Below are 22864 nucleotides of genomic sequence, written 5' to 3' on the forward strand. Positions count from 1 at the left end.
AGCAATGTCCCCCAAGGCATGGGCAAGACCGCTGCAAAGACGAGAGCCCCCGATCCGCGCCCAGCGAGGCAGCAATCAGGAAGCGCGAGCGGACGGGAAAACGACGAAGTCTGTAAAACGAGCGTAAAACGGCCTTGCCGTTTCAACTCACCCGTCCCGTACGTTCTTGGAAACAGTGGTGGGTGTGCAAGGATTCGAACCTTGGACCCGCTGATTAAGAGTCAGCTGCTCTACCAACTGAGCTACACACCCGTCGCCGTAGCGAATTCGACGTTGATTTGTTCGCCGAAGAGGCCGTGCGTGTAACAAACGGCACGGCCTCTGTCTAGCCCATTCAGCGAGGTTTTTCGGCGGTCATGCGGCGGACTTTGCCTTTGCCCGATGATAGGACCCATCTCCCCTGGCGAGCACCAGGTCGTTGGGCTGCAAATCGCCGGGCTTGATGTCCTCCTGAGCATCCAAGTCCCTCCATAGGGGGATCAGGCGGTCAAGATCGAGACTGGGCCACGCTTCGACTCCGTCGAGAACGAAATATGTCTCCTGATAATCGTCGATTCGATAAAGTGTCCGCATGACGCGCCCGATATCGAATCCGACCCTGTTGGGTGAGGCGCTTTCCAGTGAGAAAACGGTTTCTCCGGGGGATGAGGCGATTCCGGCGCCGACAATCCGCAGCCCTTCGGGCGTCTGGGCGAGCCCGAACTCTACCGTGTACCAGTAAAGGCGCGCCAAGCGCTTGAGAGCTCCGTGCTCGGCCGCGACCAGTCCGGCTTTCCCATAGGCTTCAAGATAATCCGCGTAGATCGGCTGCATGATCAGAGGAACATGGCCGAAAACATCATGAAAAATGTCGGGCTCCTCGATGTAGTCGATCTGTTCGGGCTTGCGGATCCAGAAGCCTGCCGGGAATTTCCGATCAGCCAGAAGGCGGAAGAACGCCAAGTCCGGAATAAGGCCAGGGACTGCAACGACTTCCCATCCCGTCGCGGCGCTCAGGCGCTGGTTCATCACGCGGAAATCAGGAATTCCCTCCTCTCCGATCCCGAGGCGATCCAGGCCTTCAAGGAATTGATCGGCGATGCGCCCTTTCAGGATGTCCCGTTGGCGCCGAGCCAAAATCCTCCAGGTGGAATGATCGACCTCGGTGTATTTTTCAAAGCCCTGCTCGACCAAGTAGTCTTGAGGGTCATCACTGCCGGCTGCGGAATTCATGGGGCGTCTCCTCTGGCTTCGTTTTCTTGAGGATATCACCACATAACTGTCATTATTCGCCGTTTTGTTCCCAAATCCTGACTGCTAAGGTCATCTTATGACCTCTCATGGACCAAACCCGATGCGGCGCCCTCTTTCCCCGTCCGACCGAAGAATTCTCCGCACCCTTCAGAATGAAGGCCGGATTACCAATGCGGCACTGGCTGAGAAAGTGGGACTTGCGGCCTCCCCTTGCCTCAGACGCCTCAAAGCGCTCGAGGACGACGGAATCATCGAGGGCTATCGCGCGATCGTCAGCCGCAAGGCCTTGGGCTTCACGGTTGAAGCCTTCGTGTTCATCAAGCTTGAGCAATCTGAGCCGGGCTGGCGCACACGCCTGGTGGAGCGGCTCAAAGACTATGAAGAAGTGATCGCCTGCCATGCCTTGGCCGGCGAGGTCGACCTGATCGTCCACGCCGTTGCGAAAGATATCGAGAGCTTTGGCGAATTCACGATGAACCGTCTGCTGACCCTTCCAGGGGTGGCTGACGTGCGATCGAGCTTCGTTCTGTCGAACATCAAGCCCATGGCGCCGATCCCGGTGCCGGACCACTGACAAACAAGGGGCCCGGGAAGCGGGCCCCTCACAGCATCCTATTCGGCCGCCTGGGCGTGCAGACGAGCACCACGGCTCATGAGCTTGTTGAGCGCGCCGAGATAGGCTTGCGCCGATGCCACAAGGGTGTCCGGATCGGCGGCCCGAGACGTCACGCTGCGATCATCGGCCGAGAGACGGACCGAGACTTCGGCCTGGGCATCCGTTCCCTCCGTGACCGCATGAACCTGATAGAGCTCCAGCTGGGCCTCGTGGGGCACCAGCGCCTTGATGGCGTTGAAGGTGGCGTCCACCGGACCGTTGCCCTCCTGCTCTTCCGTCACGATCCGGTCGTCGACCTGGAGCTTCATGGTCGCACGCTGCGGGCCGCGCGTCCCGGCAACGATGGACAGGGAGACCAACTTGATACGGTCGTGCGCCATCGCAATGTTCTGGTCGACGAGCGCCTCGATGTCCTCGTCGTAAACGTGCTTCTTCCGATCGGCCAATTCCTTGAAGCGTTCGAAGGCATCCTGGAACTGGTTGTCGGAGAGCTTGTAGCCGAGTTCGTCGAGTTTGTTGCGGAAGGCGGCGCGGCCCGAGTGCTTGCCCATGACGAGGCTCGTCTTGGTGACGCCAACGCTCTCCGGAGTCATGATTTCGTAGGTCTGGGCGTGCTTGAGCATGCCGTCCTGGTGAATTCCACTCTCGTGGGCGAAGGCATTCCGGCCCACGATGGCCTTGTTGTACTGCACGGGGAACGACGTTGCGGCCGAGGCCAGCTTGGAGGCTCGCGTCAGCATGGCCGTTTCAATCCCGGTCTCGTAGGGCAGAACATCGCCCCGGGTCTTGATCGCCATGACGATCTCTTCCAGAGCCGCGTTGCCAGCCCGCTCGCCGATCCCGTTCAGGGTGCATTCGATCTGTCGCACCCCTCCCTCCAGCGCTGCCAGGGAATTGGCGACAGCGAGACCCAGGTCGTTATGGCAGTGGGCCGAGAAGACCGCCTTGTCGGCGTTGGGAACGCGCTCGCGTACGGCGCGGAACATGGCGCGATATTCGTCGGGTGTCGCGTAGCCTACGGTATCCGGCAGATTGATTGTCGTCGCGCCGGCCTTGATGGCTGCTTCGACGCAACGGCACAGATATTCGATGGACGTGCGGGTGGCGTCCATCGCCGACCACTCCACATCCTCGACCAGATTGCGCGCCTGCCCGACGGTGGTGGTGATGATCTCCAACACCTCCTCCTCCGTCTTGCGCATCTGATGCGCCAGATGGATCGGCGAGGTGGAAACGAAGGTATGGATCCGTGGACGGCTTGCATGGCGGACAGCCTCTCCGGCCCGCGCGATGTCGGCGCTGATCGCACGGGCAAGACCCGCTACGGTTGCGCGCTTGACCTGCTTGGCGATCAGCGAGACAGCCTCGAAATCACCATTGGAGGCAATCGGAAATCCCGCCTCGATAATGTCGACACCCATGGCGTCGAGCAGCTCGGCTACCTCGAGCTTCTCTTCCAGGGTCATGGTGGCGCCGGGGCATTGCTCGCCATCGCGCAAGGTGGTGTCGAAAATCAGAACCCGGTCCTTGGCGGAGCCGGCAGCTTGGGAAACGGTCATCGTATCATCCTTCTCGGGGCGAGCGGCACGAGCGCTCGAGGCTGGTTCCTTTTCACGAACCCCTGAGAGCCCAGGCAACAATGCCCAGCCGACCCTCAGGGGCGACTAAGGAGAAGGAGACCAAGGAGGCGCGCGCGATCAGCCGCGGATGCGGAACTAATCGTCTCTGCGCTGTGGGAGCCGACAATCATCGCGTCCCGTTCCTCCTGAGACCGCCTCATGGGCGGCTGGTGCCCGTTGTACCGGCGCTTTTCCGGGAAGGCAAGCGCTTGAAACAAATGAAAGTGTTGCGGGGTGTTTCACGCACAAATGCGTCGCGCTGGGCCCTTTCCCCTACCATGGGCGGCCCTTATGGACCCATGGGAACGAAAAAAGCCGGTCATGCGGCCCGGACCCGAGCCAAGAATGCCGTGATTTCACGGCCGAGCTCCTGGGACGTCTCAGCGAGGTGCGTCGAGACTTCAAGCACATTACCGGCCATGACGTCGTTCGACGTGGCGGCATCCTGAACGGACGCGATCCCCTCGCCCATCGCCTGGGTGGCGGAGACGGCACCGGACACGCTGACGGCGATCTGCCGGGTCGCCTCCTGCTGCTCGCCCGCGGCGGCCGCGACGACGGCCGCAATGGCGTTGATCTCCTTGATCGTCTCGCCCGTCTTCCCGATCGCCGCGACGGTTGCGTCGGCGGCTGCCCTGATCGCCAGGATCCGATCCGCGATCTGGCCGGTGGCGCGGCCTGTCTGGGTCGCCAGGGCCTTCACCTCGTGGGCGACGATGGCGAAACCGCGGCCAGCGGCACCGGCCCTCGCGGCCTCGATGGTCGCATTCAGAGCGAGAAGATTCGTCTGGGAAGCGATACCGGCGATGAGTTTGACGACCGAGCCGATCTCGGTGGTGGCCTCCGTCAGAGAACGCGCGGTGACGTCCGTCCTGGCAAGTTCCGACAAGGCCGCCGTCGCGATGGCGACCGCACCTTCCACCTCCGTGTCGATGCCCTGCGTGGCCTGGGCAAGGACATGCGTCGCCCCCTCCGTCGAGCGCACCTCGATCGAGACCTTCTCCGCCCCCGATGCAACGCTCTTCACCTGATGGGCCGTCGTCTGGGCGCTATCGCGCATGGACCGCGCGACCTGATCCATGCGCCTCGCCGCCTGGGCAAGGTCCCGGGTGACCTCATGGACGCGCTGCTCGAAAGCGGCGGCTGCGCTTTCAAGGCGGACCCCGCGTTCGATACCCTCCGCCATCGTCATCGCGGCCTGCCGGTCGCCGGCCAGCTTGTCACGGAGAGCCTGCTGAAAGATCGCGATGGACGCTGCCATCGCGCCAATTTCATCCTTTCGCGCCAGGAACGGAACAGGGACCTCGATCTCTTCGGCCGCCAAAGCCGTCATGACGTCCTGGAGGCGCCGAAGGGGATTGCGGATCTGCGTCGTAGCGATCAGGTTCGCCCCGATCAGAGCCAAAACGATGCCGCCGGATGACATGATGATCAGCACAATCTTCGCCTGATTGCGGGCTTCATCGGCCGAAGCGCGCAGGAGCTCGAGGGAGCGTTTCGTCTCGTCCCCGAGCTGCACGATCGCCGTGACCATCATCTCAGGGCTCCTGACCGTGGCCTCGTCGGTCGCCTGAATCAGCGCGGCTTTCGGGGATACGGTCATTCCGAGCTCCGCCGTATCCCGCTGATAGGCAAGAAATTCCTGAAGCCGGTTGGCGAGGAGCTGCGTCTTGTCCGGAGCCGAAACCTCAAGCCAGGACAGGAACGGCCCTTTGATGCGCTCGATGTCTTCAAGAGCCCTTGCCAGCGATTGAAACTTCGCCCGCGCATCTTCCTTGTCCTCGGCGCCATAGACGACATGGGCGGTCACGACGGCGTGTTCGATGGCAAAGGCCAGGGCCTGCGCCTGCAAGGCGCCATTCCAGGCCGCTTCCACGGCAAGCGCCCGCGCGTTCTCACGCGCCATCTGGGCCAGGCTGAACCCGGCAAGACCAAGGGCGGCAACGCCCACCAAACCAATTACCGCAGCCAGCTTCGCGCGCAGACCGAATTGCATGTGCCCTGCCCCAGGATTGTTTTCCCGAGCGCTTGTGCGGCGCGACATCCTACTCGAAAGTTAAATATAGCCGTCTAGAAATAGAGTTTTCGAACAGAATTAGAAAAATTCAATTACAATGAACCGCCTCGATATTCTTATTCTATTGAAATACATTGACCTGCGGCCTTGTCATTATTTTGTTAAAAAGATTTCTTACACGATTTCTCTTTATGCGCCCGTTTTCCGGCACCTGACCGACGGCTCCAGGTCACCGTCACGGTTAGGCTTCGATAGACTTCCCGTCTCGAAGCACATCCCTTTTTGAACAGGTTGCGCTATGTCTAGTGCCAAGCCGCAAAGGCCAAGCACAAGGGAAATGCTCCACCGATGATAAACTCCTTCCGCACGCTCTGTCTGATCGGCATGATCGCAACGCCGCTCGCCGCCTGTAACCAGACGACAGACTCGCCCCCGCCGGCTGCCGCAAGCATAACGCCTTCAGGCTTCCGCATGCCCGAAGGGACAGGATGCCAGGGCGAGATTGCGCGCTTTCGCGCGGTCATGAGCAACGACCTGTCGATGGGCCACGTCAATCAGTCGGTGTACAGCCGCGTCGACAAGGAGCTGGATCAGGCCGATAGCGCCTGTGCGGCCGGACGCGATGCGGAGGCCGTCCGTATGGTCAACGCGACCAAAGCCCGCCACGGCTATCGCTGAGAGCAGGATCAACTGAAAAGCTCCACCGGAAGAAGGACTGCAGGAAGAGCGGCATCGCCTTCGGGTCGATGTCGTCGAGGCTCCGGATGATCCGCACGTCGCTGAGTTCCGGATGCTCCTGCGCCGCAATCCTGGCGCGGATCATGTCCGCGCCCTCTTCCGCAGGGACATTCATCGTCACGTAGCGCATGACGGCGACGGCCGGCCACCGCTCGACGATGATCCAGTCATCCGAGACCCGGTAATCCGCCTCCGACAGGCCCGTCTCCTCCCCCAGTTCGCGGGTGAGGCTTCGGGCGAGGTCGACTGTCCCGTCCGGAAGCAGATCGGATCGGTCCGGTGTCCCGGCGGGAAAGTAGATCTTACCGCCATTGACCGTGTCGTGGCTCATGACGCCACAGATGAAAGCCCCATCCGACCCGCGCAGGGCCGCCATGGCGAAGCCGTTGGCAACGGTCGGATCGGGATTGCCCATGTCGATCCAGGCGACGAGGTTGGCATAATCGGTTTCGAAATAGGTATTGCGGCACAGCTCCGGCGTAACGGCCGTCTGACTTACCAGCAGCACTTTTCCGTTGAACATCTTCGGCTTCGCCGCGACGCGCCGCTGCCAGTTCGCTTCGATGGCGGCGTGGTTCTCCTCAGCCCAGCGCCAGCGGAAGGGTTCGCAAGCTGCCTCGACACGCGCCACGTGCGTGATCGCCAGGTCGTGCTTCATGCCACCAGCTCGCCGCGACTGACGACGACGGCATGGCCGCCGATCTCGGCTGACACGAGGGCACCGCCCTTGATCGTCAACTGGAGGGCGATCTCGCTCGGGCGTCCCATCTCGACACCCTGCTCGATGACCACGTCATGGTCTCCATCCCCCAAAGGCTCGCATTGCATGAGCGCTCCCGCAAAGGCCGCGGCCGCCGAACCCGTTGCCGGATCCTCCAGAACACCCATTCCCGGGCCGAACATCCGGGCCCGGAAACGGATGCCCTCCGCGGCGGGAAGACGCGTGTAAACATAAGCCGCGGGATGATCGCTGTCGGCAAAAGTCCTGTCGAAGGCTTCCGCATGAGGGCGCGCGCGCGCCAGTGCGTCGAGGGACGAGACCGGAACGAGATCATAGGCAACGCCTGCGGAATGGCGGCTCGGCACGTGACGCTCGAAACCGATCTCCGTGGGATCGAGACCCAGGGCCCAGGCGCAATCGCTGGTCTCCTTTCCGTCACCCCAGGAGAAGGGAAGGCGGGGCAGCTTGAACCGCGCGCGGCCCTCCCTCTCGCCCTGAACCTCGACAGCGCAAGGGACGATTCCGACTTTTTCTTTCAAGCCGAACGCAGCGGCACCGGGCTCGCCGTCCTGATCGAGCAATGCGAGGAGCACCGCCGTCCCGACCGTGGGGTGGCCGGCGAACGGCAGCTCCCTGGTCGGCGTGAAGATGCGGATATCGGCCCGCTGGCGCGGATCCTCCGGCGAGAACACGAAGACCGTCTCCGAGAGGTTGAATTCCTTGGCGATGGTCTGCATTGCATCGGTATCGAGGCCCTCGGCCTCGAGCACCACCGCAAGGGGATTGCCCGCAAAAGCGCGGCGGGTGAAGACGTCAAGGGTGACATAGCGGCGGGTCATCGATCAAACCTCTTCGGCCGGGAAGCGGAAACTGGGGGACACGAACTCATCCTGCGCTGCGATCGTCAGGATTTCGCGGGACGCGGCCTCCTCGGTTCTCTTGAGAAGTCCGAACACCGAGGCTGACGCCTCTTCGAGAGCCTTCGCGGCCGATCGTGAACGCGCGTAATGGACAAAGAACAGGGCCGCGATCGCATCGCCTGCGCCATTGACGCTGAGGGAGAGCCGAGGCGTCCTGACACGCCAGAACCGCCCCGCCTCGCCTGCGATCAGATCCACCGAGTCGTCGGGTGTCTCACGAGACACGACGGAAGTGACGAGCACCACCTTGGGGCCGAGGAGATGAACGGCCGCGACTGCTTCTTTGATCGAAGCGAGCGTATCCGTTGCAATTCCGGACAGATAATCCAGCTCGAATTGATTGGGCGTGATGATGTCGGCCGCCGGGATCGCCTGCTCCTTCATGAACTCCGGAATGCCGGGGCGCACGAAGACCCCGCGCCCCACGTCGCCGATCACGGGATCGCAGCAATAAAGTGCATCGGGGTTGAGCCCGCGGACCCGAGCGACTGCGGACAGAATGGCGTTTCCGATATCGGCCGATCCCATGTAGCCGGAGAGCACGCCGTCGCAACGGCCGAGCACTCCCCGTTCGGCGATCCCATCCACGAGTTCCTCGATGGCGGGACCATCGAACACCCGTCCCTTCCATGAGCCGTAACCGGTATGGTTGGAAAACTGGACCGTGTGGATCGGCCAGACCTCGACCCCGAGACGCTGCATGGGAAAAACCGCCGATGCATTGCCCACATGACCAAAGGCGACGTGAGATTGGATGGAGAGAACGTTCATGACGCTTGCCTCGCTGACCGCCTCCGGTTAGCGCATTGGCTTCGCCGCATCAAATCGTGTGCTGTGATGGGATCGATCACACAGGCATGACGTTTCCGCATATTCCGCAGCCGCCTCTCGCCGTGACGTGTCCCGAGGAAACCCATGAACCTGGACGGCCTTACCCATTCGGTTATCGATTTCGTCCGGGATCACAGGGAATACGCGCCCATAATCGTCGGCCTGCTCACCTTCGGCGAATCGCTCGCCTTCGTGTCCCTCCTGCTCCCTGCCACGAGCATCATCATAGGGATCGGTTTCATGATCGCGGCAGCGGAAATCCCGTTCTGGGAGGCATGGCTCGGCGCTGCCGTGGGCGCCACCTTAAGCAACTGGATCTCCTTCACCATCGGGCGGCACTACAAGACCGCCGCCTACGGAGTCTGGCCCTTGTCCCGCAATCAACATTTGATCGCACGCGGGGAGCGCTTCTTTCAGCGCTTCGGTCCGTGGGCTGTGTTTCTGGGCCGCTTCTTCGGACCGACAAGGGCGGTCATTCCGCTCATCTCAGGCATTTTCCTCATGCCTCCGGTGCTTTTCCAGGCGGCCAACCTCGCATCAGCCTTTGTCTGGGCTTTCGTGCTGCTGGCGCCGGGAGCGGGGCTGGCACGCTATGTCTTCTGGTAGGCGGGAAGTTCCTTCCGAAAAGGAACCGAGCGTATCGCCCATCATTGACCCTCATCACCTAAGGAGGTTCTCATGGGTAAGGGCAAGATGAACGGCGACAATTCTTCGGAGAGCAAGAAACATCCGGGCCACATGATGCGGGGCTCCGGCGGCACCACCAAGAAGCGCCTCGATCCAGGCAAGCAAGACAACAACAAGGCCGAGAACACGAAAAGTAATAGCCAATAGGCGCCAAGCGCGTCTTTTAGGTAAATTTCTGCACTTTCCCCTCTGTTTCAGCAGGTTTCAGCCCTGCCTGGCGGTGGTACATAACAGCATTGCCTTACGTCAAAGCAATGTTCATGAACCAGAGCCCGCCAGATACGTACGATTGGTACGACGAGGATGACGCACTTCAGCCCTTGGCTGGAGTGGCTGGGGGCACATCGCCCGAGCTGCTGCCATCATGGCGACAGCTTGGTTGGTGGACCGGCGGCATCGCGTTCGCGGCGCTCTGGATTTTCGAGAGCTGGAGCATCACCACCCCCTCAGCCGGAAAAGAGGGCATCGGCCGAATGGTCGAGAGTATGTGGGAGCTCCTTCTCGCCCTGGCTGTTTGCTACGGGATCTTCAAATTCTGCATGCCCCGGTATCGAGTATTGGGGCATGTCCTATGCATAATCAGCGCCATCGTGCTTCTTTTGAATCACATGGCCTGACCTTTTCATTCGGGGGCTGCAAAACAAACAGGGGCGGATCAACCGCCCCTTTTTTTGTCGCGTTCGATGGCCCGGATCAGTTCCGGGTCTTGTCCACAAGCGCCTTGGACTTGATCCACGGCATCATCTCGCGCAGGCGGCCGCCCACTTCTTCGATCTGGTGCGCGGCGTTGCGGGCGCGAACAGCCTTGAAGGAGGTCTGGTTGACCTTGTTCTCTAGCATCCAGTCATGGGTGAACTTGCCCGTCTGGATGTCCGTGAGAACCCGCTTCATCTCGGCCTTCGTTTCGGACGTGATGATGCGCGGTCCGGTGACGTACTCGCCGTACTCCGCCGTGTTGGAGATCGAGTAATTCATGTTGGCGATGCCGCCCTCGTAGATGAGGTCGACGATCAGCTTCACCTCGTGCAGACACTCGAAATAGGCCATCTCGGGAGCGTAACCAGCCTCGACCAGGGTTTCGAAGCCCGCCTTGATGAGCTCCACGAGACCGCCGCAAAGAACGACCTGCTCGCCGAACAGGTCGGTCTCGCATTCTTCCTTGAAGGTGGTCTCGATGATGCCTGCCCGGCCGCCGCCATTGGCCGAGGCGTAGGAAAGGCCGAGATCGTGGGCATTGCCGGTGGCATCCTGGTGGATGGCGATCAGGGTCGGCACGCCGCCACCGCGCAGGTACTCGGAGCGGACCGTATGGCCGGGGCCCTTCGGGGCCACCATGAGCACGTCGAGGTCCTTGCGAGGTTCGATCAGATTGAAATGAACGTTGAGGCCGTGAGCGAAGAGAAGCGCAGCGCCTTCCTTCATGTTGGCGTGAAGATCATCGCGATAAATGTCCGCCTGGAGTTCGTCCGGCGTGAGCATCATCACCACATCGGCCCACTTGGCCGCCTCGGACACCTCCATCACCTTCAGGCCTTCCTTCTCGGCCTTGGCGGCGGACGGAGAGCCCTTCCGCAGAGCGACGGCGATCTCCTTGACGCCGGAATCGCGCAGGTTCAGCGCATGGGCATGCCCCTGGCTGCCGTAGCCGACGATAGCGACCTTCTTGCCTTTGATGAGATTGATGTCGGCGTCGCGATCATAATAAACGCGCATGGCTGCCCTTTTCCTTCAAGTTTCGTAGTACGTTAGATCTGCCTCGAGGTAACCGGAGGCGGTGCGGGATGCGGCTTCTTAGCGACCTTTTGTTTCATAGGGAAGCAGCGAAACCGTTATTTTCGTTCGTTTGATAGTCACCCTTTATGGCGATTGCTTCGTGCTTCCTCCGGGTTTAACTGGCCAGATCGTCTCTCGTTCTGGAGGTTTATCATGCCGAAGATCGACGTCGCCTTTATCTTTCTCTCTGTCGTCTGCCTCATGATCGGTCTCGTTCTCGGGATCGGGATGGGAGCATCGCACAATTTTCAGCTGGCTCCCGTTCATGCCCATCTCAACCTCCTCGGATGGGCGTCTCTGGCTCTGTTCGGGCTGATCTACAGGGCCTACCCTGCGCTTACGCGCTCCTGGCTCGCCAAGCTTCATCTCTGGCTTTCAGGGGTCGCGGCCCTCGCATTTCCCGCAGGCATCTACGTATCCATCACGTATGAAAAGCCCATGCTCGCCATTCTGATGTCGCTCGTGGCCCTCGCCGGCGTGATCACGTTCTTCCTCAATCTCATTCGCGTCTTCTTCTTTGTCCCCGAAGCCAGCGCAACGGAATCCCCGGCACGGTCGCTCGCCTGATTGAATTCCAGGTCGAATCGTGGAGAAATGAGTTCATGGATCAGCTCATTTCCCCCGACACGGTTCTGGCTTTCTGGCGCGAGGCAGGACCCGAGAAGTGGTTTGCGAAGGACGATGCCTTCGACCGGGCCTGCCGCGACCGCTTCCTCACCACTTATCAGGCCGCGGCCCGAGGAGATCTCAACGAATGGGAGCTGACGCCGGATGGAGCGCTCGCCGTCGTTCTTCTCCTCGACCAGTTTCCGCGAAACATGTTTCGCGGCACCCGCGACGTGTACAAGACCGATCCGGTTGCCCTCATGGCGGCGGACCGGGCGATCGAGCGAGGATACGACACGAAGGTCGCCCCTGCGTTTCGGCGCTTTTTCTACTTGCCCTTCATGCATTCCGAGTCCCTGCGCCACCAGGAACGTTCCGTTTCGCTCAACGAAGCCCTCGGCGCGGAGGATTCCATCAAGTGGGCCCGGCATCACCGCGATATCATCGCGCGCTTCGGCCGTTTCCCGCATCGGAATGTGATCCTGGGAAGGGAAACGACGCCCGAAGAGGAGGCTTTTCTTCGGGAGGACAGTTTCAGAGGATAAGGACATCCCGCTCATATCATCTGAAACTCGCCGCTCGTCCTGAACCGGACGTAAGCCTCAATGCTCCGCCGCATGTTGGGCAGTATTGTCGGGAGTGCGTCCGGACCGAACCAGTCGAGTTCCAGGCTTTCCCCATCGCTGCCGCCAAGCACGCCCTCATAGGCACGCGCGCAGAACATGAGGGAGAAGCACTGGCACACATGGCCATTGGGATAGCGAATGGTCTCGAAATCCGGATCACACGCATACCCGAACGGCTGCAGATCCTTGACCGTCAGGCCTGTCTCCTCGTGCACCTCACGGACAATCGCGTCCGTGATGTTCTCTCCTTCTTCCGGTACGCCGCCGGGAATGCCCCAGATGCCGAAATCGGAGCGCCGCTGGAGGAGGATCCTTCCATCCTCCCGCTCGATCACGATGCGGGTACCGGGCACCAGCAGAAGCCGGTTGCCGACCGCATCGCGCAAGCGCCCGAGATAGCTTTCCTGGAAGGACGGCACGAGCCTGTTCCGCTACATGCTCTCGGCGCCGCGCGCCATGGCGGCAACGCCGGTGCGTGACACTTCGACCAGTCCCACAGCCGTCATCAGCTTGATAAAGCGTTCGACTTCCTCGGTCGTGCCTGTGAGCTCATAGACGAACGACGTGAGCGTCGCATCCAGCGTGCGGGCGCCGAAGGCCGATGCAAGGCGCATGGCCTCGACACGATGGTCGCCTTTGCCGACGACCTTCACCAAGCACAGCTCACGCTCCACCGCGTCCCCTGTCATGGTCAGATCGACCACCCGATGGACCGGCACCAGCCGCGCGAGCTGGCTTTTGATCTGCTCGATGATGCTGTCCGTTCCCGTGGTCACGATGGTGATCCGCGAGATATGGGCTTCGTGCTCCGTCTCGGTGACCGTGAGGCTCTCGATGTTATAGCCGCGCCCCGAGAACATCCCGGCGATACGGGCCAGGACGCCGGGCTCGTTGTCGACGATGATGGCGAGCGTGTGCCGATTGACGGGCTCGATGCGCGTTGCGCCGGGGTAGTGGGTGCTCATCTGACTCATGTTTCTGAATTTCCGGCTGACCAGAGAAAGTTATTCATCACACCAGCATCTTGCCCTTCTCGTCGATCACGGAACGGATGTCCGTTCCGGTCTCGCCGAGATAATCGTTGAGCAGCATCTCGTTATGAGCCTTGCCGGATGGAATCATCGGGAAGCAGTTTTCCGTCTTGTCCACGATGCAATCGAAGATCACCGGACGGTTCGTGTTGATCATTTGAAGGATTGCGGCATCGAGCTCGGCGGGCTTGTCGCAGCGAATGCCCACGCCGCCATAGGCTTCCGCGAGCTTCACGAAATCAGGAAGCGATTCCGAGTAGCTATGGGAGTAGCGTCCCCCGTGCAGGAGCTCCTGCCATTGCCGGACCATGCCCATGTATTCATTGTTGAGAATGAAGACCTTGATCGGCAGATTGTACTGCAGCGCCGTCGACATTTCCTGCAGCATCATCTGGATCGATGCTTCGCCTGCGATATCGATGACGAGCGCGTCAGGATGCGCAAGCTGGGCGCCGACGGCTGCAGGCAGGCCGTAGCCCATGGTTCCGTGACCGCCCGAGGTCATCCAGCGATTCGGCTGCTCGAATTTGAAGTACTGCGCCGCCCACATCTGATGCTGGCCGACCTCGGTCGTCACATAGGTCTCGCGGTCTTTCGTGAGCTCATAAAGGCGCTGGATCGCGTGCTGCGGCTTGATGGTTTCCTCAGAGTTGCGATACCCGAGGCAATTGCGCGCGCGCCACCCTTCGATCTTGTTCCACCATTCCTTGAGAGCGGGCTTGTCCACCTGCGGCGCTTTCTGACGCCACAAACGAAGCATATCCTCCAGCACATGGGCGCAATCGCCGATGATCGGAATATCGACCTTGACGTTCTTGTTGATGGACGACGGATCGATGTCTACGTGGATGCGCTTCGAATAGGGCGAGAACGCATCGAGACGTCCGGTGATCCGGTCATCGAAACGGGCGCCGATGTTGATCATCACATCGCACTCGTGCATCGCCAGATTGGACTCATAGGTCCCGTGCATGCCGACCATTCCAAGGAACTGCGTATCTGACGCCGGATACGCACCGAGGCCCATCAGGGTCGAGGTGATCGGAAAACCCGTGAGACGCACGAGCTCACGAAGCAGCGCGGAGGCATGGGTTCCCGAATTGATGACACCGCCACCCGTGTAGAAGACGGGACGCTTGGCATTGGCCATCAGGTCGATGGCCGCGCGGATCCGCTCCAGGTCTCCCTTGACGGTCGGATGATAGGTCTTGTGCTGATTGTTGGCCGGGCGCACGTAAGTTCCGGACTTGAACTGGATATCCTTCGGCAGGTCGATTACCACCGGTCCCGGCCGGCCGTTCATCGCCACATAGAAGGCCTCGTGCAGGATGCGCGGCAGATCCTCGATCGATTTCACGAGATAGTTGTGCTTCGTGCAGTGGCGGGTGATGCCGACCGTATCGCATTCCTGGAAAGCGTCGGAGCCGATCAGATGCGTCGGCACTTGCCCGGTGATGCACACAAGCGGAATGGAATCCATCATCGCATCGGCGAGGCCAGTCACCGCGTTGGTCGCCCCGGGGCCCGAGGTCACGAGAACGACACCGGGTTTACCGGAGGATCGTGCATACCCCTCCGCGGCATGGACTGCGCCCTGCTCGTGCCGGACGAGAACGTGGCGAATCTTCTCCTGATGGAAGAGTGCGTCATAGATCGGAAGGACCGCCCCTCCTGGATAGCCGAACAGGTGTTCAACCCCCTGATCCTGGAGAGCGCGGATCACCATTTCGGCTCCCGTCATCGTCTCGCTCATGTCACTCGCTCCGTCTGATATCTTTTCCGTGTCGTTGGGAAACTGGGCAATAAAAAAGGCCCCTGAGGGGGCCTGTGCGCCATCGCCGGACCTGCGGGGTCAATCCCGCTCCGTCGATGGCGCTCGTACTACGAGAATAAGCTTGCGCATAAATGCAGCTTTCCTGTTCAAAAGTTGCGCTGACGCTAGCCGATGTATTTCAATCGGTCAAGCACCTCGCATTTGGCAGATTACCGTCTAGCTCTTAGGATAAGCAACCTTTCAGTATTGTGTCATGACCAACTCTGCTTCCGCAACTGATCCTTCGTCCCGTGGACCCCGCATCACGGCTCGCGCCCTCCTGCTTGGAGACCGGCTCGACGTCGCCGGGCTGGAGCGCAGCGACGTTCTTTCCACCTCTCCCCTCGCCTTCCGCGCAGGACAGGACGGTTTCGTCGCCCTGTTTCGATTCGGGGTCGCGGTCCTGGTCGGCCTCACGCCCCTGGAAGAGGACGATGTCATCCGGGGGCTCCGGCAGCGGATCGTCGGCGAATTCGCCCGCCATGAGGAGGAAACGGCCATCATCGAGATCGCCGCCGACAAGGAAGACCAGATTCCGCCCGGCGGGCCGATCTATGTCCGCCAACTCTCCACGGAGCGGCTGGCCGTGATCGCCGATGCCCTTGCCAAGAGCGCCGCACTCGCCCGCGACGAGCGGGAAGCCGCCGCCGTCTTTGACGTGATGGAACCTTTCGCGCGATTTCTGGCGGAAAAAGGAAAGCGCCCCGGGGGACGCCGGGAGATCCTGAAGCATGTGGGGAACGCCCTCCTGGTCCGGCAGCGCGTGTCGGGCCGCGTGGCCGTCGAGGAAAAGCCCGACGTGCTGTGGGACCGCCCGGACCTCGAGCGCCTTTATGCCCGTCTGGAGGACGAGTACGAACTGAGGGAGCGGGCAACCGCTCTCCATCGCAAGCTCGACGTCATCGGCGACACCACCCAGGCCCTGACCGACCTCATCGATACGGAGCGATCCCTGCGCCTCGAACTGATCATCGTGATCCTGATCGTGTTCGAGATCGTCATTACCTTCTACCAGATGGCGACGGGCACTCCGGGGCATTGAAGGCGGCCATCGCGATGTCAAACGCACCTTCCGGCTCGATCCACTGCCAATCCGGCAGCTGATGCCGGAACCAGGTAAATTGGCGCTTCGCGTAGCGGCGCGTGTCGGCCTGTCCCTTGATGATGGCCTCGTCCCGCGAGATCTCGCCGCGCAGATAGGCCAGGAGGCCTGGAACGCCGTGGGCCCGCATCGCAGGCAGCATAGGATCGAGGTGACGCTCTCCTAGGGCCTTCACCTCGTCCAGGGCTCCGCTGTCCACCATCGTCAAAAACCGCGCGTCGATCCGCCGGCGCAGCTCTTCGCGGTCGGGCGCGAGAAAGACTTTGACGAGACGGCTGGTTCCGAGAGGGCCGGGCTGGCGGGAGCCGTGGAAGGACACGATGGGCTGTCCGGTTGCGGCGAAGATTTCGAGGGCCCGCTGGATCCTCAGACGGTCCGAGGGTCGCAGGGTACGCGCGGTCTGCGGATCCCTCTCGGTGAGGAGGCGATGGAGATCGGGCGTTTCCAGCCCTTCGCTCTCCCGCCTCACCTCGTCCCGGACCGCCTCCGGCACCGGGGGCATGTCCGAGAGACCCTCCGTGAGCGCCTTGAAGTAGAGGCCCGTACCGCCGACGAAAATCGGCAGCTTATGGCCGTGCAGCTCCTCGAGAACCGCTTTGGCGTCGGCGACATAGCGCCCTACGGAGAAGTTCACGGCGGCATCCACATGGCCGTAGAGACAGTGCGGTGCAGCCGCCTCCTCCATCGGTGTCGGACGGGCAGTGAGAACCCGCAGATCGCGATAGACCTGCATCGAATCCGCGTTGATCACGACCCCGCCCAGCCTTTCCGCGAGCCGAATGCCCAAAGCGGACTTGCCTGATGCGGTCGGCCCTGCAATGAGAATCGCGCCGATCCCACCCTCACTCACGCCCGGTCTCCACGATGCCTGCATCCTCCGATCTCGTCGCGACGCTCGTCGCCAATCCTCAGCAGCCTGTCCTTACGGAGGCCCTCCTCGCGGCGGCTGTCAAAGCGTTGGGACAAGAAACGGAACCCGTCGTCCTGGCAAGCGGAATCGCCGCGGACCTGATCCTTCCGGCACATCCGAGCAGGACCGGCGTTGAAGCGGCTCTGCGCGATCTTCTGGGCGATGCCCCTGTGGACATCATCGTCCAGCCTTTGGAAGGACGGCGCAAACACCTTTTCCTGGCCGACATGGATTCGACGATGATCGGCCAGGAATGCATCGACGAGCTGGCCGACTACGTGGGGCTCAAGGCCGAGGTTTCCGAGATCACGGAGCGGGCCATGCGCGGCGAGATCGCCTTCGAACCCGCTCTGCGGGAGCGCGTCGCCCTCCTGAAGGGCTTACCCGTCGCGGTGGTGGACGAGATTATCGCGAGCCGGATCAGCCTGACTCCGGGCGGCAGCACCCTTGTCCAGACGATGCGGGCGAACGGTGCCTATACGTGTCTGGTCTCGGGCGGCTTCACGCTGTTCACGGGCCCCATCGCCCACAAGATCGGCTTTCACGAGCATCGCTCCAACCACCTGATCGTTGACGGCGGCAAGCTCGCCGGAATGGTTGAGGAACCGATCCTCGGCCGGGAAGCCAAACTCGCGACCTTGATCGAACTGCGCACCCGCTTCGGATTGTCCCACCAGGACACGATGGCGGTGGGCGATGGAGCCAACGATCTTTCGATGTTGGGTGAAGCCGGTCTCGGAGTCGCATATCACGCCAAGCCCGCCGTTGCGGCAGCTGCGCATGCGAGGGTGGACCATGGCGACTTGACCACGTTGCTTTACGCACAGGGCTATCGTGGCGAGGATTTTCTTGCAACCTAAAGATGATTTAAGAGATTCATGCAAACAACGCTTGCATAAAGAAACATAATAACATATTAGGCATGCTATCCTACTAGTGGAGGGATAATGCAATGCCTACGTCGAACAACCATGCACCTGTGATCGGCCGTCTCACGTTCGACTGGGTAGCGGAAAATTCCATCAACGGCTTCATCGTCGGCACTGTTCAGGCCAAGGATGAGGACGGTGATGCGCTGACCTTCAAGCTCATCGACAATGCCGATGGGCGTTTCTATATGGACGGCAACGATCTTCGCGTGCTGGACGGCAGCCGCTTCAATGATCAGGTCCAGCCGACCCATACGGTGAAGGTCCGCGTCACGGATAGTCATGGAGAATCTTCCGAGCAGGAATTCACCATCCGCGTGATGGATCGCGATGGAAATCCGCCTCCTCCGCCGGAGAACCACAATCCTGACGACCTTTTCGTTTGGGCAGAGGACGTGCCGGAAACGGCGCAAGGCGGATATTATGTCGGTCAGATCTTCGGCACCGACCCGGACGGCGATCAACTCGCCTATCGGATCGTCAACCAGGACAGTCCTTTTGCAATAATCGGATCCACGATCGTCCTCCGTCAGGACGCAGTCCTTGATTATGAAACCAAGCCCATTCACACCATTACGGTCGAATCTTCCGACGGTCGCGGTGGAATCCTGACGCGGAGTTTCGATATCAAGGTTCGGGACATACAAGAGACCCCACCGCAGAACCATCCGCCTGTCATCGACGGCCTGAGCAATTATTGGATCTCGGAAAATGCGCCGGACGGCACGGTCATCGGACGCGTGATCGCTCATGACCCCGACGGCCAAATGCTGAAATACGAATTGCTCGACAACAGTGATGGGCGGTTTAGGCTCGAAGGCGACCATGTCGTCGTCGCCGACGGCAGTCGGATCGATTACGAAGCCAGCCCATTCTACGACATAAAGATCCGTGTCACGGATAGCCAAGGGGCGTCCGATACGGTGACCTATATGATCTCCGTGCTGGATGTGAACGAGAATCCGCCTCCCGAAAATCATGCGCCGGAGGTCGAACTGATCGGCGGTCATGTACCGGAGAACGCGGCATTTGGAACATATGTCGGAAATATCGACGTCATGGATCCTGACAACGATGCCGTTAGTGTCGAGTTGGTGAATAATGCCGACGGACGGTTCGTTCTTAACGGCAATCGCCTCCTTGTCGCGGATCCATCAAAGCTGGATTACGAGGCGTCCGCATCGCATGATATCTGGGTGCGTGTCACGGACAGTCGCGGGGGAGAGACACTCAAGAAGTTCATCATCAAGGTCGACGATGTAGACGAAAGCGACCTCCCGCCCGGAAACCATGCACCGTCGATGGTCATGCTCAATGGCGTCGAGGTTAAGGAGAATGCCGAGACGGGCACTGTCGTTGGCTATCTCGGCGCCTTTGACCCCGACGGGGATCCTCTCACCTTCACGTTGCTTGATAACGCCGATGGCCGCTTCAAGATCGAGAACAACAGGGTGGTCGTGGCTGACGGTACGAAGCTCGATTACGAGACTGCGCACGAGCATCCCATCCGTGTCCAAGTCAGCGATGGCCAAGGCGGGATAGTGGAAGCTGCCTTCATCATCCATGTGCGTGACATTGCCGATCAGCCGCCCCAGAACCATGCGCCTGTCATCGATGGGATCATGGGCGACGTTGTCGTAGAAAACGCACCCAACGGTCTTGTTGTTGGACGTGTGTTGGCTTTCGACCCCGATGGCGGTCACCTCAAGTACGAACTGCTCGACAGCGATGGGCGGTTCAGGATCGAAGACGATCGTATCATCGTCGCCGACGGCAGCCGGCTCGACTATGAAACGAACCCTTATCACGAAGTGAAAGTCCGTGTGACCGACAGTCAGGGACTGTCCGATACGAAGACATTCACGATCTCCGTGAAGGATGTGAACGAGGATGGAGATCCACCTCCATCGGACAATCATGCTCCAATCGATCTTCTGTTGTCCGATAGTGGTGTGACGGAGAACAGCGACAATGGGACCGTTGTCGGCGTTCTGATTGGCAAGGACCCGGATTCCGGCGACTCTCTCAGCTATACGCTGCTCGATGATGCCGGCGGCCGGTTCGCCATTGTCGATGACGAATTGGTAGTCAAGGACAGCTCAAGGCTCGATCACGAAGCGAATCCATACCATACCATCCGGGCGCGGGTGATGGATTCCCATGGCCAGAGCTTCGAGAAAACCTTCACCATTCAAGTCGAAGACCAGGAAGATGAGGACAATTCCGGTTCAGACGCCAATGATACGATCATTGGTGGTGCCGGAGACGACTCCTTCCTCGGCGGCCTCGGCAACGATCTGATCACCGGAGGAAATGGAAACGATACCTTGGGTGGCGGTGCCGGCAATGACAGGCTCTTCGGAGGCCGGGGCAAGGACATCATTTCCGGTGGCCTCGGGGCCGATATCCTGACCGGCGGCGCCGGAAAGGACGTCTTCGTCTTCGATGCCAAGCTGGGCAAGGGAAATATCGATCGGATCACGGACTTCTCCGTCAAGGACGATACGATTCACCTCGCCAAGGCGATCTTCAAAGCAGCCGGATCCAAGGGCGGGCTTTCCAAGGGCGCGTTCTGGGCCGGTTCTGAGGCTCACGACGCTAGCGATCGCGTGATCTACGATCCCCGCAACGGCAAGCTCTACTACGATGCCGATGGGAACGGAGCCAAGGAAGCTGTGCAGATCGCCCTTCTCAAGAGAGGCCTGGATCTTACCGCGAAAGACTTTCTGATCTTCTAATCGCGCCCTGCATGATCATCCAGAAAGAGGGCCTTATCGGCCCTCTTTTCTTTTGTGCTGCCATGGACCGCTCGCAGGTGAAGCAAGAGCCATTGCGTATCGTCGGTGCATACGAAAAGGGCGGCCCGAAGGCCGCCCTCGATGTTGGAAAGTGGATCCGCTCACTCGATCGAGAGAGCCACGAAACGGACTTCGCCCTGGCTGTTCGCCACGAGGAGCAGTGCGGACTTCCGGCCTTGGGACTTGATGGCGTCGATCCGCTTGGTCACGTCGGCAGGGGTCGAGACCGGTTCCTGGCCGACTTCGACGATCACTTCACCTGCTTGAATCCGCTTGTCGGCGGCGGTCGAATTCGGATCGACCTTGGTAATCACGACGCCTTTCTGGTCGTCCTTGATCCCGTAGCGGCGGCGCAGTTCGTCCGTGATGCCGGAGAGCTCGAGACCCAGGGCCTGCTTCGTCACCGTGGGAGTGTCGGTCGGAGGCTGCTGGAGATTGGCCTGCTTCTCGCCATCCTCGAGGCGCCCGAGGGTCACCTGCTTGGTCTCCTCCTTGCCCTTGCGGACGATCACGACGTCAACCGTCTTGCCGACAGGGGCCGACGCGACGATGCGCGGAAGGTCGCGGGAGTCCTTCACGTCCTTGCCGTCGAAACGGACGATGACGTCGCCCACGTCGAGGCCGGCCGGCTTGGCCGGACCCTTATCGTCGATGCCGGCGATCAACGCGCCCCGGGCCGAACCAAGATTTAGAGCCTCAGCGGTCGCGTCATCCACGTTCTGAATGCGCACGCCGAGCCAGCCACGGCGGGTCTCGCCGAACTGGCGAAGCTGATCGATCACGGGCGAGGCCGTCGAAGCCGGAACCGCGAAGCCGATGCCGACCGAGCCGCCGGTGGGAGACAGGATCGCCGTGTTGATGCCGACGACCTCACCGTTCATGTTGAACAGCGGACCACCCGAGTTGCCCTTGTTGATGGCGGCGTCGGTCTGGATGTAGTTGTCGTACGGACCGGACTCGATGTTACGGCCCCGGGCCGAGACGATACCCGCGGTCACCGATCCGCCGAGGCCAAAGGGGTTGCCGATCGCCATGACCCAGTCGCCGGGCCGCAGGGCATCGGAATCGCCGAACTTCACGGCCTTGAGTGGCTTGTCAGACTTGACCTTGAGAACCGCGAGATCGACTTTCGTATCCTTGCCGACGATGTCGGCCTTGAGCCGCGTCCCGTCGGAGAAGATCACGGTGATCTCGTTCGCATCGCCGATCACATGGTTGTTGGTCACCACGATCCCCGATGGATCGATCACGAACCCTGAACCCAGCGAATTGGAGCGGCGCTGCTGCCGGGGAGCGCTGTCGCCGTTGCCCTGGCCACGGCGGTTGAAGAACTCCTCGAACAAATCCTCGAAGGGCGTTCCCGGAGGCAGTTGAGGCAGAGCCCGGTTCTTGGCCTCGACGGTTGTGGAGGCCGAGATATTGACGACGGCGCCCGTCACTTCCGCGGCAAGATCTGCGAAGGATTCGGGTGCGGAGCGGGCCTGTGCCGCCATGGGAAGGGCCGCAGCGACAAAAGTCACGACCGCAAAGCAGGACGCGACCAGCCGGCGCGAGAAGCGCGTGGGACGCACTGTGACGGATGGCGCCAGCGCGTTCATGGCGTATGTCATTGAAAATCCTCTCTTGGAGAGCTGTGGATATAGATTGTCCCTCTGTTTCGCCATTCAAGCGCGGATTGCGGCGGAAGAGGGGCTGAATTCGTCATCCGAATTGTCGAATGACCCAAATGATCCCCAGCCCCACAATAGCCGAGAGGATCCCAACCACGCGCATGCGGTCGCTCGGGCTGTGGGCCGCCTCATACATGGCGCGGCGCATACCGTCAGGGAAAGCCGCAAAAAGAATGCCCTCGACCACGAGAGCGAGGCCGAGGGCTGCGACGAGATCCAGCATA

23 protein-coding genes and 1 tRNA gene are annotated in these 22864 nt (G+C 60.8%); 10 read left to right on the plus strand and 14 right to left on the minus strand.

Annotation, left to right across the window (positions count from 1 at the left end; translation table 11 throughout):
* Positions 1 to 176: 176 nt before the first annotated feature.
* A tRNA-Lys gene (locus LJD17_RS12005) sits at positions 177 to 252 on the minus strand.
* 102 nt (positions 253 to 354) lie between these two features.
* A complete protein-coding gene (gene phhA / locus LJD17_RS12010; RefSeq protein ID WP_227384427.1) occupies positions 355 to 1212 on the minus strand; it encodes a phenylalanine 4-monooxygenase in 858 nt (285 codons plus the stop codon).
* Positions 1213 to 1333: 121 nt separating this feature from the next.
* Between phhA and LJD17_RS12015 the strand changes: the two genes are divergently transcribed.
* A complete protein-coding gene (locus LJD17_RS12015) occupies positions 1334 to 1807 on the plus strand; it encodes an Lrp/AsnC family transcriptional regulator (protein WP_227384428.1) in 474 nt (157 codons plus the stop codon).
* Between the two features lie 38 nt (positions 1808 to 1845).
* Here the strand turns inward: LJD17_RS12015 and LJD17_RS12020 are convergent, their stop codons facing one another.
* Both LJD17_RS12020 and LJD17_RS12025 read right to left on the minus strand, forming a co-directional pair.
* Complete coding sequence (locus tag LJD17_RS12020; protein WP_227384429.1) at positions 1846 to 3408, minus strand: 2-isopropylmalate synthase; 1563 nt, start codon at positions 3406 to 3408, stop codon at positions 1846 to 1848.
* Between the two features lie 379 nt (positions 3409 to 3787).
* On the minus strand, positions 3788 to 5464 hold the full coding sequence (locus LJD17_RS12025) for a methyl-accepting chemotaxis protein (RefSeq protein ID WP_227384430.1): 1677 nt from the start codon (positions 5462 to 5464) through the stop codon (positions 3788 to 3790).
* Positions 5465 to 5833: 369 nt separating this feature from the next.
* Between LJD17_RS12025 and LJD17_RS12030 the strand changes: the two genes are divergently transcribed.
* Entirely contained in the window at positions 5834 to 6163 is a 330-nt protein-coding gene (locus LJD17_RS12030; protein ID WP_227384431.1) for a hypothetical protein, read from the plus strand.
* Here the strand turns inward: LJD17_RS12030 and LJD17_RS12035 are convergent.
* The 3 genes from LJD17_RS12035 to pdxY are packed head-to-tail and all read right to left on the minus strand — an operon-like array spanning position 6129 to position 8635.
* On the minus strand, positions 6129 to 6881 hold the full coding sequence (locus LJD17_RS12035) for an NUDIX hydrolase (RefSeq protein ID WP_227384432.1): 753 nt from the start codon (positions 6879 to 6881) through the stop codon (positions 6129 to 6131). The two genes, LJD17_RS12030 and LJD17_RS12035, sit on opposite strands and share 35 nt — an antisense overlap.
* On the minus strand, positions 6878 to 7783 hold the full coding sequence (locus LJD17_RS12040; RefSeq protein WP_227384433.1) for a PhzF family phenazine biosynthesis protein: 906 nt from the start codon (positions 7781 to 7783) through the stop codon (positions 6878 to 6880). Before LJD17_RS12040 ends, LJD17_RS12035 begins: the two co-directional genes overlap by 4 nt.
* Positions 7784 to 7786: 3 nt before the next feature.
* Entirely contained in the window at positions 7787 to 8635 is an 849-nt protein-coding gene (gene pdxY, locus LJD17_RS12045) for a pyridoxal kinase PdxY (protein WP_227384434.1), read from the minus strand.
* A 144-nt stretch (positions 8636 to 8779) separates the two neighbouring features.
* Here pdxY and LJD17_RS12050 point away from each other — a divergent pair, with 144 nt between their 5' ends.
* The 3 genes from LJD17_RS12050 to LJD17_RS12060 all read left to right on the plus strand — a co-directional run bounded on the left by LJD17_RS12050 (position 8780) and on the right by LJD17_RS12060 (position 9999).
* Complete coding sequence (locus tag LJD17_RS12050) at positions 8780 to 9301, plus strand: DedA family protein (RefSeq protein WP_227384435.1); 522 nt, start codon at positions 8780 to 8782, stop codon at positions 9299 to 9301.
* Between the two features lie 72 nt (positions 9302 to 9373).
* Positions 9374 to 9529 carry a hypothetical protein gene (locus LJD17_RS12055; protein WP_227384436.1) on the plus strand — a complete coding sequence of 52 codons (156 nt, stop codon included), beginning with the start codon at positions 9374 to 9376 and terminating at the stop codon, positions 9527 to 9529.
* A gap of 113 nt (positions 9530 to 9642) precedes the next feature.
* Positions 9643 to 9999, plus strand: a complete 357-nt coding sequence (locus LJD17_RS12060) for a hypothetical protein (protein WP_227384437.1) — start codon at positions 9643 to 9645, stop codon at positions 9997 to 9999.
* A 76-nt stretch (positions 10000 to 10075) separates the two neighbouring features.
* Here the strand turns inward: LJD17_RS12060 and ilvC are convergent, their stop codons facing one another.
* Positions 10076 to 11095: a ketol-acid reductoisomerase gene (ilvC, locus tag LJD17_RS12065; protein ID WP_227384438.1), complete on the minus strand. Its 1020-nt coding sequence runs from the start codon at positions 11093 to 11095 to the stop codon at positions 10076 to 10078.
* A 213-nt stretch (positions 11096 to 11308) separates the two neighbouring features.
* Between ilvC and LJD17_RS12070 the strand changes: the two genes are divergently transcribed.
* Together LJD17_RS12070 and LJD17_RS12075 are read left to right on the plus strand one after the other, a co-directional pair.
* On the plus strand, positions 11309 to 11722 hold the full coding sequence (locus LJD17_RS12070) for a hypothetical protein (RefSeq protein ID WP_227384439.1): 414 nt from the start codon (positions 11309 to 11311) through the stop codon (positions 11720 to 11722).
* Positions 11723 to 11757: 35 nt separating this feature from the next.
* Positions 11758 to 12306: a DUF924 family protein gene (locus LJD17_RS12075; protein WP_227384440.1), complete on the plus strand. Its 549-nt coding sequence runs from the start codon at positions 11758 to 11760 to the stop codon at positions 12304 to 12306.
* Between the two features lie 11 nt (positions 12307 to 12317).
* On the opposite strand, the gene LJD17_RS12080 is transcribed toward LJD17_RS12075, so the two are convergent.
* From LJD17_RS12080 to LJD17_RS12090, 3 genes are read right to left on the minus strand one after another with little or no spacing between them, the layout of a single operon-like run.
* Positions 12318 to 12806 carry an NUDIX domain-containing protein gene (locus tag LJD17_RS12080; protein WP_227384441.1) on the minus strand — a complete coding sequence of 163 codons (489 nt, stop codon included), beginning with the start codon at positions 12804 to 12806 and terminating at the stop codon, positions 12318 to 12320.
* A gap of 12 nt (positions 12807 to 12818) precedes the next feature.
* A complete protein-coding gene (ilvN, locus tag LJD17_RS12085) occupies positions 12819 to 13361 on the minus strand; it encodes an acetolactate synthase small subunit (RefSeq protein WP_227384442.1) in 543 nt (180 codons plus the stop codon).
* 37 nt (positions 13362 to 13398) lie between these two features.
* Positions 13399 to 15171: an acetolactate synthase 3 large subunit gene (locus tag LJD17_RS12090; RefSeq protein ID WP_227384443.1), complete on the minus strand. Its 1773-nt coding sequence runs from the start codon at positions 15169 to 15171 to the stop codon at positions 13399 to 13401.
* Positions 15172 to 15445: 274 nt separating this feature from the next.
* Here LJD17_RS12090 and LJD17_RS12095 point away from each other — a divergent pair, with 274 nt between their 5' ends.
* Complete coding sequence (locus tag LJD17_RS12095) at positions 15446 to 16273, plus strand: RMD1 family protein (protein WP_227384444.1); 828 nt, start codon at positions 15446 to 15448, stop codon at positions 16271 to 16273.
* Here LJD17_RS12095 and miaA read toward each other — a convergent pair.
* Positions 16233 to 17207, minus strand: a complete 975-nt coding sequence (miaA, locus tag LJD17_RS12100; protein ID WP_406600798.1) for a tRNA (adenosine(37)-N6)-dimethylallyltransferase MiaA — start codon at positions 17205 to 17207, stop codon at positions 16233 to 16235. The genes LJD17_RS12095 and miaA overlap by 41 nt on opposite strands.
* On the opposite strand from miaA, the gene serB reads away from it, so the two are divergent.
* Complete coding sequence (gene serB, locus LJD17_RS12105; protein WP_227384446.1) at positions 17198 to 18103, plus strand: phosphoserine phosphatase SerB; 906 nt, start codon at positions 17198 to 17200, stop codon at positions 18101 to 18103. The genes miaA and serB overlap by 10 nt on opposite strands.
* A 92-nt stretch (positions 18104 to 18195) precedes the next feature.
* Positions 18196 to 20910 (plus strand): cadherin domain-containing protein, encoded by a 2715-nt coding sequence (locus tag LJD17_RS24070; protein ID WP_264478381.1) that lies wholly within the window; start codon positions 18196 to 18198, stop codon positions 20908 to 20910.
* A gap of 161 nt (positions 20911 to 21071) precedes the next feature.
* On the opposite strand, the gene LJD17_RS12120 is transcribed toward LJD17_RS24070, so the two are convergent.
* Together LJD17_RS12120 and LJD17_RS12125 are read right to left on the minus strand one after the other, a co-directional pair.
* Positions 21072 to 22568, minus strand: coding sequence for a DegQ family serine endoprotease (locus tag LJD17_RS12120; protein WP_406600808.1), 1497 nt, complete (start codon positions 22566 to 22568; stop codon positions 21072 to 21074).
* Positions 22569 to 22671: 103 nt separating this feature from the next.
* On the minus strand, positions 22672 to 22863 hold the full coding sequence (locus LJD17_RS12125; protein ID WP_227384448.1) for a DUF2065 domain-containing protein: 192 nt from the start codon (positions 22861 to 22863) through the stop codon (positions 22672 to 22674).
* Position 22864: the final 1 nt, after the last annotated feature.

Source organism: Microvirga rosea (genome assembly GCF_020595095.1).
GTDB lineage: Bacteria > Pseudomonadota > Alphaproteobacteria > Rhizobiales > Beijerinckiaceae > Microvirga > Microvirga rosea.